This window comes from Sphingomonas sp. (assembly GCF_017304635.1).
GTDB lineage: Bacteria > Pseudomonadota > Alphaproteobacteria > Sphingomonadales > Sphingomonadaceae > Sphingomonas.
Genome location: NZ_JAFKMA010000002.1, coordinates 118,186 through 134,014 on the forward strand (window position 1 = coordinate 118,186; position 15,829 = coordinate 134,014).

Here is a 15,829-nt window from a genome sequence, read left to right on the forward strand (position 1 = left end):
GGATTGTCCGTAAAGGTGCCGCGCCGGTGGGGCGCTACGCGTTCGGCGGCGCCCTTAGCCGAATTTGTGCGGTGCGGGAAGGGCGGGCGAACGCGATCGCCGCCGGCTCTTTGCGAATCCGTGACAGCGCCCTAAGGAGGCGCCGCGCGGGAAGGGGCACGACCATGAAATTGATGACCGGGAATTCGAACCTGCCGCTGGCGCGGGCGATATCGGATTATCTCGAAATCCCGCTGACCGACGCACTGGTGCGGCGCTTCGCCGACGAGGAAATCTTCGTCGAGATCAACGAGAATGTCCGTGGCGAGGACGTGTTCGTGCTGCAATCGACCGCCTATCCGGCGAACGACAATTTGATGGAGCTGCTGATCTGCATCGACGCGCTGAAGCGCGCGTCGGCCAAGCGGATCACCGCCGTGCTCCCCTATTTCGGCTACGCGCGACAGGATCGGAAGCCCGGCCCGCGCACGCCGATCTCGGCCAAGCTGGTCGCCAACCTCATCACCGTGGCCGGCGCCAACCGCGTGCTGTCGGTCGACCTGCACGCCGGGCAGATCCAGGGCTTCTTCGACATCCCGACCGACAATCTGTTCGCGGCCCCTGTCATGTCGGCGGACATTCTGGCGCGCTATTCGAATAAGAACCTGATGGTCGTCTCGCCCGACGTCGGCGGCGTGGTGCGCGCGCGCAGTCTGGCGAAGCGGCTCGACAACGCCCCGCTCGCGATCGTCGACAAGCGCCGCGAGCGCGCCGGCGAGTCCGAGGTGATGAACATCATCGGCGACGTCGAGGGACGGTTCTGCATCCTGATCGACGACATCGTCGATTCGGGCGGCACCTTGTGCAACGCCGCCGCCGCGCTGAAGGAAGCGGGCGCGGAGGGGGTGGTCGCCTACATCACCCACGGCGTGCTGTCGGGCGGCGCGGTCGCGCGGGTCGAGGGGTCGGTGCTCGAGGAACTGGTCATCACCGACTCGATCGGCAACCACGACGTCATCGCCAGCGCGCAGAAGGTGCGGCACCTGACCATCGCACCGTTGCTGGCCGAAGCGATCCGCCGGATCGCCGACGAAAGCTCGGTATCGTCGCTGTTCGACTAACTTCCATTGTCGTCCTCTCTGTCGCGGATGCGTTTGAGGGACGAGGTTAGACTTTCACCGCCCCAGCGTGCGCACGATGTGGTCGAGCACCGCCGGATAGAGCGGCTGGCGGAAGTGGCAGCCGATGATCTTGCCGCGCCGCCAGGCGACGGTCGCTTCCAGTCCCTGCATGCCGGGGATCGTCAGCCAGACGATCATGTCCTTGTCGAGCGCCTGATGCGCTTCGGCGCGAAAGCCGGTGACCGACAGGTCGAGCAGGTGGACGTCGTACTTGTTCGACGCGCGGTCGCGCAGACGCGCGGTCATCGCCACCGCCACGCGTTCCTGGCGGCGGCTTTCGCCGAGCGGGCCGGCGGGTACGAACTCGAACGTCCTGGCGTCCATGCCGCCGTGCTAGGCGGTCAGGCGTTAAGATCGCATCAACGACGAATTGCGCCGGTTTCCGGCAGCTTATTGCGCCGGGCAGGCGGCGACCACGCGGTCGAGCCGGTTGGCGAACAAGGCGTCGGCCTGGCGGTCGCGATAGGCGTTGAAGTCGGCCTGGCTCGCAATCCCCTTGGCCGCGGCCGCGCGCTTGTCGAGCGAGGCGATCGCGGTCCGCAGCACGCGGCCGACCTGCGCCTTTTGCGGATAATCCGACTTGCCCGCCCCCTGCATCGCCTTGTCGAGAAAGGTCGCCGCCATCAGGCACCACAGCGTGCGATCGACCGGATCGGACGGCAGCGTCGGCGCGGCGGTGCCGGCGGCGACCGGGAAGCGCGCGCGGCACTGCGTCTGATAGGTGTCGAGGTTCGTGCTCAGCCGCTTCTTGTCGGCGTCCGACAGCGGCGTGCCCATCACCTTGCCGATCTTGTCGGTGATGAGGGCGGAGCCCGGCTGCGCCTTGGCGACGATGCTCGCATAGGCGACGATCTCGCCCATGTCGGCGATGCCGAAATCCTTGTTCTGCAACGCCTTGGCACTGGCGACCGGCCAGCACGTCCGGGCGAGGTCGAGGTCGCTTTCGGAACTCGTCGCGCTCGTCGGCGAATGGCACCCCGCCAGCATCAGTCCCGCACAGGCCAGCATCGCCGGTAATCGCATCGTCGCCCCCATCGTCATTCTTGTCGGACGCGAGGGTAGCCGCAGCGGCGCGGCGACGGCTAGCGCAAATCCGGGCCGGGGGTGCCGGAGCGGGCCGGCGCGCGGACGCCGGCGCGGCCCCGCGCCTTCAATTCGGCCTTCAGCGCCTCGGGCGCGGGTGCGATCAGGAAGCCGAAGCTGACCGTGCCATGCTTGGTCTCGACCGCGTGATGCAGCCGGTGCGCCTGGACGATGCGCTTCATGTAGCGGGAGCGCGGCAGGTAGCGGGTCGCGATGCGGCGGTGGACGATGACGTCGTGAAACCCGAAATAGATCGCGCCATAGGCCGCGATCCCTGCGCCGATCCAAGTGAAGCCCGGCCACCAGCCGAGCTGCACCCCGCCCAGCAGCAGCACGATCGACGGCACCGCGAAGATCACCGCGTAGAGGTCGTTGAGCTCCCAATTGCCCATACGCGGGGCGTGGTGGCTGGCGTGGAGGAACCAGCCGGGGCCGTGCATCACCCAGCGATGCGCGGCATACGCCACGCCCTCCATCACAGCGACGGTGGCGACGAACAGCAGGATTCCGATTGCCCAGTGCATCGCGCCGGATATAGCGCCGCGATGCTTGCGATGCGATGCCTGATCGTGCCCGCCGCCGTGCTGGCCCTGTCCGCCTGTTCTGCGCCGGAGGCGATGACGCGGTCCGGGCTGATGAACGCCGGCATCCCGCGCGCGACCGCGACATGCATGGCCGACCGCATGGTGCATCGCCTGTCGCTGCTCCAGTTGCGCCGCCTGTCGGGCCTGTCGAAGGCGGGGCAGTCGAAGAGCCTCGACCAGTTCCTCTACCGCGTGCGCTCGCTGAAGGACCCGGAAATCCTGGGCGTGGTCAGCGCGTCGGCCGGACTCTGCGCGACCGGGCTTGCGGGGTAGATTCACGCGCGCGCCTGTGCTGAGGGTCCTGGCCCGTAACTGGCAACGGTCGGGATTGCCCGGAGAAGGCCGCCGACAAGGAGCGCAGCGCAGACGCGTAGCCAAAGCTACGCGCAAGCAAGCGACGATGCTCGGCGGCCTTCTCCGGGCAACCGCGGAGCGGCGGGCCGATTTTGGCGCCAGGCGGCGTCGCGCGTCGGTCACGATGTTGATACATCGCTCCCTCCTTGCTCCTTGCCTGGCGCCAAAATCGGCTCCGTCCCGGCCATTGCCAGTTACGGGCCTGGACCCTAAAGGCGGGCCATTCCCGTTCTTCGAAAAGGCGCGAGACCGCTCTCATGAACATCCACGAATATCAGGCCAAGGAATTGCTGGCGACGTTCGGCGCACCGATCGCCGCCGGTCACGCCGCCTTCACCGTCGACGAGGCGGTCGCGGCCGCGTCGCAGCTGCCCGGCCCGCTCTATGTCGTGAAGGCGCAGATCCATGCCGGCGGGCGCGGCAAGGGCAAGTTCAAGGAGCTCGGCCCCGACGCGAAGGGCGGCGTCCGCTTGGCCAAGACTCTCGACGAGGTGCGCGCGGCGGCGACCGACATGCTCGGCAACACGCTGGTGACGATCCAGACCGGCGAGCACGGCAAGCAGGTCAACCGCCTCTACGTTACCGACGGCGCCGACATCGCCAAGGAATTCTACCTCGCGCTGCTGGTCGATCGCGCCACCGGCCGCGTCGCCTTCGTCGTTTCGACCGAGGGCGGGATGGACATCGAGGAAGTCGCGCATTCGACGCCGGAGAAGATCCACACGTTCGACGTCGATCCCGCGACCGGCTTCATGCCGCATCACGGCCGCGCCGTCGCCAACGCGCTCGCGCTGAGCGGCGACCAGGCGAAGCAGGTGGCGAAGGTCGCGGGCTCGCTCTACGCGGCCTTCCTCGCGACCGACGCGTCGCAGATCGAGGTCAATCCGCTGGCGCTGACCGAGCAGGGCAACCTCTTGGTGCTCGACGCCAAGGTCGGGTTCGACGGCAATGCGATGTTCCGCCACAAGGACCTCGCCGAGTTGCGCGACGAGACCGAGGAGGATCCGGCCGAGCTGGAGGCGTCGAAGTACGACCTCGCCTATATCAAGCTCGACGGCGATATCGGCTGCATGGTCAACGGCGCCGGCCTCGCCATGGCGACGATGGACATCATCAAGCTGAACGGGATGTTCCCGGCCAACTTCCTCGACGTCGGCGGCGGCGCCACCAAGGAGAAGGTCACGGCGGCGTTCAAGATCATCCTCAAGGACCCGAACGTGAAGGGTATCCTGGTCAACATCTTCGGCGGCATCATGCGCTGCGACATCATCGCCGACGGTATCGTCGCGGCGGCGAAGGAAGTGAACCTGTCGGTGCCGCTGGTCGTCCGCCTGGAAGGCACCAACGTGCAGCAGGGCAAGGACATCCTCGCCAATTCCGGCCTGCCGATCGTCGCGGCCAACGATCTGGGCGACGCGGCACAGAAGATCGTCGCGGAAGTGAAGAAAGCGGCGTAATATTTCGTCGTCGCCCCGGCGCAGGCCGGGGCCGCTGCGTGGCGGAGGTTCGCCTCTCCACCGGCCGGTCCCGGCCTCCGCCGGGACGACGGACAAGAACCAGCCTCCCCGGGAATGGTTCGACTTGTGGAGAGTGCAATGAAGGTATTGGTGCCGGTCAAGCGCGTGCTTGACTATAATGTGAAGCCCCGGGTGAAGGCGGACGGGAGCGGGGTCGACCTCGCCAACGTCAAGATGTCGATGAACCCGTTCGACGAGATCGCGGTCGAGGAAGCGATCCGCCTCAAGGACAAGGGCGTCACCGAAATCGTCGCCGTGTCGATCGGCGAGGCCAAGTGCCAGGAAACGCTGCGCACCGCGCTGGCGATGGGCGCCGACCGCGCGATCCTCGTGCAAACCGACGACAAGGTCGAGCCGCTGGGCGTCGCCAAGCTGTTGAAGGCGATCGTCGAGGCGGAGAAGCCCGACCTCGTCATCCTCGGCAAGCAGGCGATCGACGACGACAACAACCAGACCGGCCAGATGCTCGCCGGCCTGCTCGGCGCGGGCCAGGCGACCTTCGCGTCCAAGGTCGAGCTCGCGGCGGACAGCGTCACCGTGACGCGCGAAGTCGATGGCGGGTCGGAGACCGAGAAGCTGACGCTGCCGGCGATCATCACCACCGACCTTCGCCTCAACGAGCCGCGCTACGCCTCGCTGCCCAACATCATGAAGGCGAAGTCGAAGCCGCTCGATCAGAAGACGCCCGCCGATTACGGCGTCGACGTCAGCCCGCGCCTGACCACGCTGAAGGTCGTCGAGCCGCCCAAGCGCACCGCCGGCGTCAAGGTCGCCGATGTTGATGAACTGGTTGCCAAACTCAAGGCGATGGGAGTTGCCAAGTGAAAACGCTCGTCTGGGTCGAACATGACGGCAGCACCGTCAAGGATGCCACGCTTGCCGTGGTCACCGCCGCGGCGAAGCTCGGCGAGGTTCATCTGCTGGTCGCGGGGCAAGGCGTGGACGGCGTCGCCGCCGAGGCCGCCAGGATCGCCGGCGTCGGCAAGGTCCATGTCGCCGACGACGCGGCCTATGCCCACGCGCTGGCCGAGAACGTCGCGCCACTCGTCGTGCAACTAATGGGCGATCACGACGCGTTCCTCGCGCCCGCCACATCGAACGGCAAGAATATCGCGCCGCGCGTCGCCGCTCTGCTCGACGTGATGCAGATCAGCGACATCCTGTCGGTCGAGAGCGACGACACCTTCACCCGCCCGATCTACGCCGGCAACGCGATCGCGACCGTCCAGACGAAGGACGCGAAGAAGGTCATCACCGTGCGCGGCACCGCGTTCGACAAGGCCGCGGCCGAGGGCGGCTCGGCGGCAATCGAGAAGGTGGCGACGACCGGCGATGCCGGCGTCTCGACCTTCGTCGGGCAGGAGATCGCCAAGCTCGAACGCCCCGAACTGACCAGCGCCAAGGTGATCGTGTCGGGCGGCCGCGCGTTGCAGAACAGCGAGAACTTCCACGCGCTGATCGAACCGCTCGCCGACAAGCTCGGCGCCGGCGTCGGCGCCAGCCGCGCGGCGGTCGATGCGGGCTACGTCCCCAACGACTATCAGGTCGGCCAGACCGGCAAGATCGTCGCCCCCGAAGTCTATATCGCGGTCGGCATCTCCGGCGCGATCCAGCACCTGGCGGGCATGAAGGATTCGAAGACGATCATCGCCATCAACAAGGACGAGGACGCCCCGATCTTCCAGGTCGCCGACATCGGCCTGGTGGGAGACCTGTTCAAGGTCGTGCCGGAACTGACGGAGAAGCTGTAGGCGCGATTACGCTCGCGCTGGTGCGGGCGGTTCCGCCGCTCGCAACAACTCGACCGGCCGGCAGCGCCAAGGCGCTGGCCGACGGCACGGGATTTACTCCCGCGTCGTACCCGACCGACCCGTCGCTTTACGAAAAAAAGAGTAAGCCCCGTCGCGACTGGCGCGGCGGGGCTCCCTGAACGATAAGTCGCGCGAGGCGCCGTATCGCCAATCGCTGTCACTTTCGTTCGAGCTGGGTATCAGCGCGGCAGTATCGGCAAAGGTTCCCGGCATCCCGTCATTTTCGCGCGGCGCGATACTCGGCGTCCCACCGCTCGCGCTGTTTCGCTTGCTCGGCGAGGTCGGGGACCGACAGCGCACGGCGTAGCGCGTCGGAGACCAGCGAGCGATCGTACGGCTCCTGCGTTGCCGGCTGGGCGGGCGGCATCTGGAATTGCGTGCCGAACACTTGCTTCTGCCCGATCCGTTGCAGATACCGGTCGAGCGTCGCGCTGGCGAGCCAGTCGGCGTCGGCCCGCCCGCGTGCGATCGCGACCATCGCGAGCGCGTGCGCCAGCAGGAAGTCGTCCGGCGCCTCGCCGTGCTGATAGACGTACGCCGCATGGAAGAAGTCGTCGGCGCTGTGCAGCATGTCGGCGTCGAGCAGCGCTTTCGTCCGCGCCCGCCGCGCCCGGTCGTGCGGGAGTACCATGGTCCAGTCGGTCCGCGCGCCGGCGATGCGGTCGGCCTGGTCGGCGTCGAACAGGGCGGTCATCTCGGCGCTGGTCGGCCAATGCTGGTCGACGGGATAGAGCGCGGCGGGATCGGGCACGATCGGGCGTTCGTCGGGTGTGGCGCGGTCGAGCACCAACGGGGCGTCCGGCCCGCCGACCCAGCGCAGCCGTGCGGTGCCGTCCGGCATCGCGCGCAGCACCATCGAGTCGCGCGCGTTCGGTTCGGCACCGGCGAAGTCGAGACGCAGGCCGTCGCCGTCCACGCTGGCGGCGGCAAGCGGGCGAGCGACGATCGGGCCCGCGACATGCGACAGGATCCGCCAGCTGTCGTCCGACTGGAAGTGGAGCGGGCGCCACCATGTGCCGTGCCAGCCGCTGCGATCACGGTCGAGCGCGAGGATCATCACGACGTGGCCGTGCGATCGGACCGCCCAGCGTCCCACTACATCGCCCGGTGCCGCTCGCGCCGGCATCGCGACGATCAGCATCACCAGCGCAAGCATCCATCGCGTCATCACCGTCTCCCCGCCCAGCGCAACACGCCATACCCCGCCAGCGCCGATGCGAGCGAGCCGGCCAGCACGCCGAGCTTGACGCGATCGATCATCGCCGCGTCGCCGGGAAAGGCGAGGCCGCCGATGAACAGGCTCATGGTGAAGCCGATCCCGGCGAGGAGGGTGATGCCGTAGACCTGAAGCCAGCTCGCCCCCGCCGGTCGCGCCGCCCAACCGAAGCGGTCCGCCAGCGCGATCGCGCCGAACATGCCGGCCTGCTTGCCGACGAACAGCCCGGCGGCGATGCCGATCACCAGCGGCTCCGCCAGCACGCCTGCGCTCACGCCGCCGAGCGCCACGCCGGCGTTGGCGAACCCGAACAGCGGCACGACGACGAACGCGACCCAGGGGCTGAGCGCGTGTTCGAGGCGGTGGAGCGGGGAGGCCGCCTCGTCGGCGGTCATCGGGATCGCGATCGCCGCGAGTACGCCGGCGATCGTCGCATGCACGCCCGACAGCAGCACCAGCCACCACAGCAACGCCGCCGCGACCAGATACGGCGACAGCCGGCGCACGCCGCGCCGGTTCATCGCCGCCATCACCGCCAGCACGCCCGCCGCGGCGGCCAGCGCTCCCCAATCGAGGCCGTGACTGTACGCGACCGCGATGATCGCCACGGCGCCCATGTCGTCGACGATCGCGACCGTGGTCAGGAACAACTTGAGCGCCGCCGGCACGCGCGGGCCGAGCAGTGCGAGCACGCCGACCGCGAAGGCGATGTCGGTCGCCGCCGGGATCGCCCAGCCGCCGCGCAACGCCGGATCGCGCCAGGTCGCGGCGAGATAGACCAGCGCCGGCACCGCCATCCCCGCGCCCGCCGCGATCACCGGCAGGCGGCGGTCGGCGGGATCGGCGAGTTCGCCCGCCACGATCTCTCGCTTGATCTCCAGCCCGACCAGCAGGAAGAACAGCGCCATCGCACCGTCGTTCACCCACAGATGCACCGTCATCGGCCCGATCGCCGGGGCGAGGGTGGGGCCGGTCGTGGCGTGGAGCAGGTGTGCGTAGGCGTCGGCGAGCGGCGAATTGGCGGCGACCATCGCCAGCAAGGCGGCGGCGATCAGGACGATGCCGCCGGCTGCCTCGTCGGCGAGGAAACGGTGGAGGAGGGATGGGCGCGCCGCTGGTCCCGTCACTCGCCTGCCCCCCTTCGTCATGCCGGGCTCGTCCCGGTATCCACCGCGCCGCAAGCGCCGCGCTCGATCGGTTTGCGGCACGGTGGACCCCGGGACAAGCCCGGGGTGACGGGTTTTACTTGGCGAGCGCTTCCGCAATTAGCCGTCTTGTGTTGGCGATGCCGTAGAGCGCGATGAAGCTGCCCATGCGCGGGCCCTGGCTCGATCCCAGCAGCGTCTCGTACAGCGCCTTGAACCAGTCGCGCAGCTCGGAAAAGCCGCCGCTCTTCCCGATCTCGTAGACGATGTTCTGGATGTCCTCCGCGCTCGCATCGGCGGACAGCTCGGCCAGTTCGCGGTCGAGTCGTTCGAGCGCGGCGACCTCGACGCCCGCCGGCGCGCGGCGCTGCAACGTCGGTGCGACGACATCGCGATGATATGCAATCGCAAAATCGATTAGTCGTTCAAGCTCCGTATCGACGTCAAGAGGCGGAATGTCGGGCAGGAACTCCAGTAAATAATTTGAAACCAACTCGCTAGAGTTTGTATTGAGTACTCCAACGAGATTAAGCAACAGACCGAAGGTAATTGGAATTCCGGTTGGCTGCGGCGGCGGCCCATTATGGATATGGTGGACCGGATTACCCAGCCGCTGTTCGACCGGCTGGCTCGCATAATTGCCGCGGAACTGCCAGTAATCGTCGACCGCGCGCGGGATCAGCCCGAGGTGAAGCGACTTCGCCTTCTTGGGCTCGCGATAGATGTAGAAGGCCAGGCTCTCGTCGGGGCCGTAGGTCAGCCATTCCTCGATCGAGAGGCCGTTGCCCTTCGACTTGGAAATCTTCTCGCCCTTGGCGTCGAGGAACAGTTCGTAGACCATCCCCTCGGGCTTCCGCCCGCCGAGGATCTGACAGATCCTGCCGCCGAGCACGCCCGAATCGATCAGATCCTTGCCGTACATCTCGTAATCGACGCCGAGCGCTGCCCAGCGCATGCCCCAGTCGGGCTTCCACTGCAGCTTGGCGTTGCCGCCCAGGATCGACTGTTCGATCGTCTCGCCGTCATCGTCGAAGCGGATCAGGCCGGCCTCGGCGTCGACCACCTCGACTGGCACCTGCAACACCACGCCTGACTTAGGGCTGACGGGGAGGACGGGGGAGTATGTCGCTTGGCGTTCGGCGCGCAAGGTCGGCAGCATCACCGCCATGATCGCGTCGTAGTGGCGGAGCACGTCCTTGAGCTTCGCGTCGAACCGGCCGCTCGTGTAATAATCGGTCGAGGACGCGAACTCGTATTCGAACCCGAAGCGGTCGAGGAAGTCGCGCAGCATCGCGTTGTTGTGCGCGGCGAAGCTGTCGAACTTGCCGAACGGGTCGGGGATGCGCGTCAGCGGCTTGCCGAGATGCTCGGCCAGCATCGCCTGGTTGGGCACGTTGTCGGGCACCTTGCGTAGCCCGTCCATGTCGTCGCTGAACGCGAGCAGGCGAGTGGGGGCGCCGGTCATCTCCTCGTACGCGCGCCGCACCATCGTCGTACGCAGGACTTCCTGGAACGTGCCGATATGGGGGAGGCCCGAGGGACCGTAGCCGGTTTCGAACAGCACCGGTGCGCCGCCGGGCTTGCCGTCCGGGTAGCGCTTGAGCAGCTTGCGCGCTTCCTCGTAGGGCCAGGCCTTGGACGCGAGGGCGGCGGTGCGGAGGTCGGATGCGGCGGTCATGATGCGCGTTCCCGTAGCGGGCGATACACACTTCGTCACCCCGGCCTTGAGCCGGGGCCCAGCTTCCCATCTTCGTCAGTGAAAAGCGGGACCCCGGTCGAGCCCGGGGTGACGAGTGAACCGAGACGGCGGTTGCCAATCTGTTCTCCATCGCCCAGGGTCGGCCGATGCTCCCGCACCCCGCCCTTCATGCCAGCCATGCCGGTGTGTGGATCGCCGATGCGGACGGGTGCCGCGCGGTCGGGCGGGGGGAGGCGATCCGGCGCGCGGCGGATACGCCGATGATCGTGCTCAACGCCCCGCTCGTCGGCCAGCGGCTGGGCTATGCGGAACTGTCGGGGCTCGACCTGCTCGAATTGTTCGCGTTCCTGCGGCCGGCCACCTTCCTGCCGCCGACCCCGCGCGGGGTGGCGCGCGCGCTGGGGCTGGCGCCGCCGGCCGACGAGACCGCGATCGCGCCGTTCCTGCGCGATGCGGCGGCGGCGATGCTGGCGCTGGTGGGCGGCGACTGGCCGGAGCGCGAGGGCGCGTGGACCGCCGCGCAGAGCCTGATGCGGCTGCGCTGGCCATGGGGTTCGCTGGTCGCCGAGCGGATCGCGCGCCCGGCCGAGCACGAGCGCTGGCTGTTCACAAAGCTGCCCGAATGGGACGAGGCGGCGCCGCGCCCCGCGCCCAAGCCGGTGACGCTCGACGATGCCGAGATCGCCGATCGTCTCGCCGCGTTGACGGGGCAGGGGGCGGAACAACGCCCCGGCCAGCGCGCGTTCGCCGAAGCGGCGGCCGGAGCGTTCGCGCCGCGTACCCTGCGCGACAACCCCAACATGATGCTGGCCGAGGCGGGGACCGGGATCGGCAAGACGCTCGGCTATCTCGCGCCGGCGTCGCTCTGGGCGGAGCAGGCCGGCGGGGCGGTGTGGATCTCGACCTTCACCAAGGCGCTGCAACGCCAGTTGAACCATGAAGGCGCGCGGCTGGTTCCCGACGCGACCGAGCGCCGCCGTCGCATCGTGACGCGCAAGGGGCGGGAGAATTACCTCTGCCTGCTCAATCTGGAGGATGCGTTGCAGGGCGGGTTCGCGGGGCGCGCAGCGGTGCTCGCGCACCTCGTCGCGCGCTGGGCGGCATATAGCGCCGATGGCGACATGATCGGCGGCGACCTGCCCGGCTGGTTGCCGACGCTCTTCCGCCGCAACGGCTCGACCGCGCTGACCGACCGGCGCGGCGAGTGCGTCTATGCCGGGTGTCCGCATTATCGGAAATGCTTCATCGAGCGCGCTGCGCGCGCCTCCGCCCAGGCCGACATCGTCATCGCCAACCACGCGCTGGTGATGGTCAACGCCGTCCGCGGCCGCGAGGCGAACAGCCGCCCGACCCGCTACGTGTTTGACGAGGGGCACCATCTGTTCGACGCCGCCGACGCGATGTTCGGGGTGGCGCTGACCGGGCAGGAGTCGATCGAGCTGCGCCGCTGGATCGTCGGACCGGAGGCGACCGCGCGGGGGCGACGACGGGGTCTCGGCGCGCGTCTGAGCGATGTCGCGAGCTACGACGAGGCCGGCGGCGTCGCGATCCAAGACGCGGTCGAGGCGGCGCGGGTCCTCGCCAGCGAGGGCTGGCTGCAACGCGTGGCCGAGGGCGATCCGTTCGGCGCGGTCGAGAAGCTGCTGAGCGCGGTGCGCGGCATGGTCTATGCGCGGGCGATGGCGGACGGCGACGCCGGCTATGGGCTGGAGACCGAACTGGCCGAACCGCTCCCCGCGCTGATCGAGGCGGCGGCGGTCGCGGCGCAGGCGCTGGAGGCGCTGCTCCGCCCGCTGATGACGCTCGGCCAGCGGCTGGAGGCGGTGCTGGCGGAAGGGCCCGACTGGCTCGACGGCCAGGCGCGAGCGCGCGTGGAAGGCGCGGTCGCGTCGCTCGGCTGGCGGACCGAGACGGTGGGGGCGTGGATCGGATTGCTCGCGCGGATCGGCGGCCCGGCCGATCCCGATTTCGTCGACTGGCTCGCGGTCGACCGGATCGAGGGTCGCGAGATCGATATCGGCCTCCACCGTCGCTGGCTCGACCCGACCCGGCCGCTGGCGGCCACGGTGCTCAAGCCGGCGCATGGCGTGCTCGTCACCTCGGCGACGCTGAAGGGCGGAGATCCCGACTGGCAGCTGGCGGATGCGCGCGCCGGCGTGCCGCACCTCGACCGCGCCGCCAGCCATTTCGCGGTCGCGAGCCCGTTCGATTACGCCGCGCAGTCGGAGGTGCTGATCGTCACCGACGTGAAGCGCGGCGACCTGGCGGCGCTGGCCAATGCGTACGCGCGGCTGATCGCGGCGGCGGGGGGCGGGACGCTGGGGCTGTTCACCGCGATCCGGCGGTTGCGCGGGGTGCATGCGCGGATCGCCGACCGGCTCGCGCGCGACGGGCTACCGTTGTACGCACAGCACGTCGATCCGATCGATCCCGGCACGCTGGTCGACATGTTCCGCGACGAGCCGCGCGCGTCGCTGATCGGGACCGATGCCTTGCGCGACGGCGTCGACGTGCCGGGCGAGAGCCTGCGCCAGGTGATCCTGGAGGGCGTGCCCTGGGCCAAGCCGACCGTGCTGCACGCGGCGCGGCGGCTGGCCGGGGGCGGCGCGGCGTTCGACGATCGGCTGGTGCGCGCGAAGCTCGCCCAGGCGTTCGGCCGGCTGATCCGCCGCGCCGACGATCGCGGCGCGTTCGTCCTGCTGTCGGCGGCGATGCCCAGCCGCCTGCTTGCCGCCTTCCCGCCCGGCGTCCCCGTCGCGCGCGTGTCCCTCGACGAAGCGGTCGCGCGAGTGCAGGCGCGGTTTGCCTCGACCGCGTCCATCGGGCATGAGGCCAGCGTCTCCTGAACCGAAGGCCGCGATGAAGACCCTGATCCTGCTCCGCCATGCGAAATCGAGCTGGGACGACCAGGGCGCGCGCGATTTCGACCGGCGGCTGAACGCGAAGGGCGAGCGGGCGGCGCGGACGATGGGGCGACACATGCGCGAGGCCGGGCTGGCTTGGGACCATGCGATCGCCTCGCCCGCCGCGCGGGTGGTCGAGACGCTGGCGGCGGCGAGCGACGGCTATGGCGCCGCGATCGAACCGCACTGGGACCGTCGTGCCTATCTCGCCTCGGTGCCGACCTTGCTCGACCTGATCCACGCCGCGCCCGACGATGCCGCCGCGCTGCTGGTGTCGGGGCACAATCCGGGGCTCGAGGAACTGGTGCTGACGCTGGTGCCCGACCGGGCCGACGACACGCTGCGCCATGCCGTCGAGGAGAAGTTTCCGACGTGCAGCCTGGCGGTGCTGAGTTGCGGCGAGCAGTGGGCCGACGTCGCGCCGGGCCGGTGCCGGCTGGCCGCATTCGTGCGCCCGCGCGACCTCGACCCCAACCTGGGGCCCGATGCCGATTAGGGTCGGCTGATGCATTTGCGTGCGACCGCGATCGTCCTCGCCGTCCGCCAGCATGGCGAGCACAATGCGGTGGTGCGCTGTTTGACGCGCGAGGCGGGGCTGATCGCGGGGTACGTCCGTGGCGGGCGGTCGCGTGCGCTGCGCCCGGTGTTGCAGCCCGCGAACCAAGTGCTCGGCGAATGGCGGTCGCGGACCGACGACCAACTGGCGAGCCTGACGATCGAGCTGATCCACAGCCGCGCGCCGCTCTATGCCGAGCCGCTGGCCGCCGCCTGCCTCGAATGGGTGACCGCGCTGACCGCGGTCGCGCTGCCGGAGCAGCAACCCTATCCGCACCTGCACGCCGCACTCGACGCGATGATCGGCGCGGTCGAGGCGGCGCCGGCCGCGCGCGGCTGGGCGGTGGCGCTGGTGCGGTACGAGGATCTGCTGCTCGCCGAGCTCGGCTATGCGCTGGCGGCGGCGCCGGCGCTCGACAGCGGGTCGGCGTGGCCGGCGATCCTCGCCGGGCTCGCGCAGACCGGCCGCGCGATCGAGACGCACCTGCTGACCGATCGCCGGGCGGAGGCGCTGGCGGCGCGGTCGCGGCTGGTCGATCGCCTGAAACGCGCGGTGACGTGACCGATCCGGTATTGTTAAAGCCGGTCGATTGCCCCTAACGCGGATCGGACATGAGCGATTGCCCCGACCCCGCCCCGCTCGACCTGGCGGTCGTCGTCCCGACCTTCAACGAACGCGGCAATGTCGCCTTGCTGATCGAGAAGCTCGACGCGGCACTCGCCGGTCTGTCGTGGGAAGCGATCTTCGTCGACGACAACAGCCCGGACGGCACCGCCGACGTCGCGCGCGCGCTGGGAATGCGCGACCGCCGCGTCCGCGTCATCCAGCGGTTCGGCCGGCGCGGGCTGTCGTCGGCGACGATCGAGGGGATGTGCGCGACCGCCGCGCCGCTGGTCGCGGTGATCGACGGCGACCTGCAACATGACGAGACGATCCTGCCGGCGATGGTCCGCGCGTTGCAGTCCGACCCCGCGCTCGACGTGGTGATCGGCTCGCGCTTCGTCGATGGCGGCGGGACCGGCGACTGGGACAAGGACCGCGTCGCCAAGTCGGCCTTCGCCACCAAGCTGTCGCGCCGCGTGCTGAAGGCCGATCTGTCGGACCCGATGAGCGGGTTCTTCATGCTGCGCACGGCGACGTTGCGCGAGATCGTGCCGCATCTGTCGGCGATCGGGTTCAAGATCCTGCTCGACATCATGACGACCGCGTCGCGGCCGCTGAAGTTCAAGGAGGTCGGCTACACCTTCCGCGTGCGGACCGAGGGCGAATCGAAGCTCGACCATGTCGTCGCGATGGAGTTCCTGATCGCGCTGTACGATCGCGTGGCGGGCAACATCGTGCCGGTGCGGTTCGTGATGTTCGCCGCGATCGGGCTGCTCGGCGCGCTGGTCCATCTCGCGGTGCTGGCGCCGCTGCCGCACGACACGCGCGACAGCTTCCGGATGGCGTCGATCGTCGCGACGATCGTGGCGATGACGTTCAACTTCTTCCTCAACAACGCGCTGACCTATCGCGACAAACGGTTGCGGGGGGCGAAGGCGCTGTTCGAGGGTTGGGTCGCGTTCTGCCTGGTCTGCGCGGTCGGGGCGATCGCCGATATCGGCCTCGCGGTGTTCCTGTTCAACGCGCATACCGGCGACTGGGTGCTGGCAGCGCTGGCCGGGACGGCGGTCGCGGCGGTGTGGAATTACGCGCTGTCGTCGCGGTTCGTGTGGGGAAGGTACTAGCGCCGCGGCAAAGCCGCGTCGTCGGTCGTCGCAATGCGACGCCGGCCGGGCTGGCCGTCGAGACGCCAAGCAGG

The 15,829-nt window shown here is 69.1% G+C and carries 15 protein-coding genes; 9 read left to right on the forward strand and 6 right to left on the reverse strand.

All coding sequences use genetic code 11. The annotated features are described in order from the left end of the window. Positions 1-164: 164 nt before the first annotated feature. Entirely contained in the window at positions 165-1,100 is a 936-nt protein-coding gene (locus J0I47_RS07650; RefSeq protein ID WP_294046100.1) for a ribose-phosphate pyrophosphokinase, read from the forward strand. A gap of 54 nt (positions 1,101-1,154) precedes the next feature. Here J0I47_RS07650 and J0I47_RS07655 read toward each other — a convergent pair whose 3' ends face one another. From J0I47_RS07655 to J0I47_RS07665, 3 genes are all read right to left on the reverse strand, one after another. Then, positions 1,155-1,484 (reverse strand): PilZ domain-containing protein, encoded by a 330-nt coding sequence (locus J0I47_RS07655; RefSeq protein WP_294046102.1) that lies wholly within the window; start codon positions 1,482-1,484, stop codon positions 1,155-1,157. Positions 1,485-1,550: 66 nt separating this feature from the next. Then, positions 1,551-2,183 carry a hypothetical protein gene (locus J0I47_RS07660; protein WP_294046104.1) on the reverse strand — a complete coding sequence of 211 codons (633 nt, stop codon included), beginning with the start codon at positions 2,181-2,183 and terminating at the stop codon, positions 1,551-1,553. Between the two features lie 59 nt (positions 2,184-2,242). Then, the gene (locus J0I47_RS07665; protein WP_294046105.1) at positions 2,243-2,767 is read right to left on the reverse strand and encodes a sterol desaturase family protein; all 525 of its coding nucleotides are present in this window, start codon (positions 2,765-2,767) and stop codon (positions 2,243-2,245) included. Between the two features lie 21 nt (positions 2,768-2,788). On the opposite strand from J0I47_RS07665, the gene J0I47_RS07670 reads away from it, so the two are divergent. The 4 genes from J0I47_RS07670 (at position 2,789) to J0I47_RS07685 (ending at position 6,449) form a co-directional block, all read left to right on the forward strand. Then, positions 2,789-3,100, forward strand: coding sequence for a hypothetical protein (locus J0I47_RS07670; RefSeq protein WP_294046107.1), 312 nt, complete (start codon positions 2,789-2,791; stop codon positions 3,098-3,100). A 338-nt stretch (positions 3,101-3,438) separates the two neighbouring features. Next, a complete protein-coding gene (sucC, locus tag J0I47_RS07675) occupies positions 3,439-4,638 on the forward strand; it encodes an ADP-forming succinate--CoA ligase subunit beta (protein WP_294046108.1) in 1,200 nt (399 codons plus the stop codon). A 138-nt stretch (positions 4,639-4,776) separates the two neighbouring features. After that, on the forward strand, positions 4,777-5,523 hold the full coding sequence (locus tag J0I47_RS07680) for an electron transfer flavoprotein subunit beta/FixA family protein (RefSeq protein ID WP_294046110.1): 747 nt from the start codon (positions 4,777-4,779) through the stop codon (positions 5,521-5,523). Next, positions 5,520-6,449 (forward strand): FAD-binding protein, encoded by a 930-nt coding sequence (locus J0I47_RS07685; protein ID WP_294046112.1) that lies wholly within the window; start codon positions 5,520-5,522, stop codon positions 6,447-6,449. The genes J0I47_RS07680 and J0I47_RS07685 overlap by 4 nt, the downstream gene beginning before the upstream one ends. 277 nt (positions 6,450-6,726) lie before the next feature. On the opposite strand, the gene J0I47_RS07690 is transcribed toward J0I47_RS07685, so the two are convergent. From J0I47_RS07690 to J0I47_RS07700, 3 genes are all read right to left on the reverse strand, one after another. Then, on the reverse strand, positions 6,727-7,677 hold the full coding sequence (locus tag J0I47_RS07690) for a hypothetical protein (RefSeq protein WP_294046113.1): 951 nt from the start codon (positions 7,675-7,677) through the stop codon (positions 6,727-6,729). After that, positions 7,677-8,873 carry a Na+/H+ antiporter NhaA gene (nhaA, locus tag J0I47_RS07695; RefSeq protein WP_294046115.1) on the reverse strand — a complete coding sequence of 399 codons (1,197 nt, stop codon included), beginning with the start codon at positions 8,871-8,873 and terminating at the stop codon, positions 7,677-7,679. The genes J0I47_RS07690 and nhaA overlap by 1 nt, the downstream gene beginning before the upstream one ends. A gap of 94 nt (positions 8,874-8,967) precedes the next feature. Next, entirely contained in the window at positions 8,968-10,548 is a 1,581-nt protein-coding gene (locus tag J0I47_RS07700) for a lysine--tRNA ligase (protein ID WP_294046116.1), read from the reverse strand. 167 nt (positions 10,549-10,715) lie between these two features. Here J0I47_RS07700 and J0I47_RS07705 point away from each other — a divergent pair, with 167 nt between their 5' ends. Genes J0I47_RS07705 through J0I47_RS07720 form a run of 4 tightly spaced genes read left to right on the forward strand, consistent with a single transcriptional unit; the run spans position 10,716 to position 15,755 of the window. Further along, a complete protein-coding gene (locus tag J0I47_RS07705) occupies positions 10,716-13,415 on the forward strand; it encodes an ATP-dependent DNA helicase (RefSeq protein WP_294046118.1) in 2,700 nt (899 codons plus the stop codon). A 13-nt stretch (positions 13,416-13,428) separates the two neighbouring features. Then, positions 13,429-13,968, forward strand: coding sequence for a histidine phosphatase family protein (locus tag J0I47_RS07710; RefSeq protein ID WP_294046120.1), 540 nt, complete (start codon positions 13,429-13,431; stop codon positions 13,966-13,968). Positions 13,969-13,977: 9 nt separating this feature from the next. Next, positions 13,978-14,589: a recombination protein O N-terminal domain-containing protein gene (locus J0I47_RS07715; protein ID WP_294046121.1), complete on the forward strand. Its 612-nt coding sequence runs from the start codon at positions 13,978-13,980 to the stop codon at positions 14,587-14,589. Between the two features lie 50 nt (positions 14,590-14,639). Beyond that, positions 14,640-15,755, forward strand: a complete 1,116-nt coding sequence (locus tag J0I47_RS07720) for a glycosyltransferase family 2 protein (protein WP_294046123.1) — start codon at positions 14,640-14,642, stop codon at positions 15,753-15,755. Positions 15,756-15,829 lie beyond the last annotated feature (74 nt).

Bases quoted from the DNA above. Each gene is read 5' to 3' on its own strand.
- J0I47_RS07665 (WP_294046105.1), bottom strand. From the start codon at position 2,767: ATGCACTGGGCAATCGGAATCCTGCTGTTCGTCGCCACCGTCGCTGTG.
- J0I47_RS07715 (WP_294046121.1), top strand. From the start codon at position 13,978: ATGCATTTGCGTGCGACCGCGATCGTCCTCGCCGTCCGCCAGCATGGC.
- J0I47_RS07680 (WP_294046110.1), top strand. From the start codon at position 4,777: ATGAAGGTATTGGTGCCGGTCAAGCGCGTGCTTGACTATAATGTGAAG.
- J0I47_RS07650 (WP_294046100.1), top strand. From the start codon at position 165: ATGAAATTGATGACCGGGAATTCGAACCTGCCGCTGGCGCGGGCGATA.
- nhaA (WP_294046115.1), bottom strand. From the start codon at position 8,873: ATGACGAAGGGGGGCAGGCGAGTGACGGGACCAGCGGCGCGCCCATCC.
- J0I47_RS07655 (WP_294046102.1), bottom strand. From the start codon at position 1,484: ATGGACGCCAGGACGTTCGAGTTCGTACCCGCCGGCCCGCTCGGCGAA.
- J0I47_RS07690 (WP_294046113.1), bottom strand. From the start codon at position 7,677: ATGACGCGATGGATGCTTGCGCTGGTGATGCTGATCGTCGCGATGCCG.
- sucC (WP_294046108.1), top strand. From the start codon at position 3,439: ATGAACATCCACGAATATCAGGCCAAGGAATTGCTGGCGACGTTCGGC.
- J0I47_RS07700 (WP_294046116.1), bottom strand. From the start codon at position 10,548: ATGACCGCCGCATCCGACCTCCGCACCGCCGCCCTCGCGTCCAAGGCC.
- J0I47_RS07660 (WP_294046104.1), bottom strand. From the start codon at position 2,183: ATGCGATTACCGGCGATGCTGGCCTGTGCGGGACTGATGCTGGCGGGG.
- J0I47_RS07670 (WP_294046107.1), top strand. From the start codon at position 2,789: ATGCTTGCGATGCGATGCCTGATCGTGCCCGCCGCCGTGCTGGCCCTG.
- J0I47_RS07720 (WP_294046123.1), top strand. From the start codon at position 14,640: ATGAGCGATTGCCCCGACCCCGCCCCGCTCGACCTGGCGGTCGTCGTC.
- J0I47_RS07705 (WP_294046118.1), top strand. From the start codon at position 10,716: ATGCTCCCGCACCCCGCCCTTCATGCCAGCCATGCCGGTGTGTGGATC.
- J0I47_RS07710 (WP_294046120.1), top strand. From the start codon at position 13,429: ATGAAGACCCTGATCCTGCTCCGCCATGCGAAATCGAGCTGGGACGAC.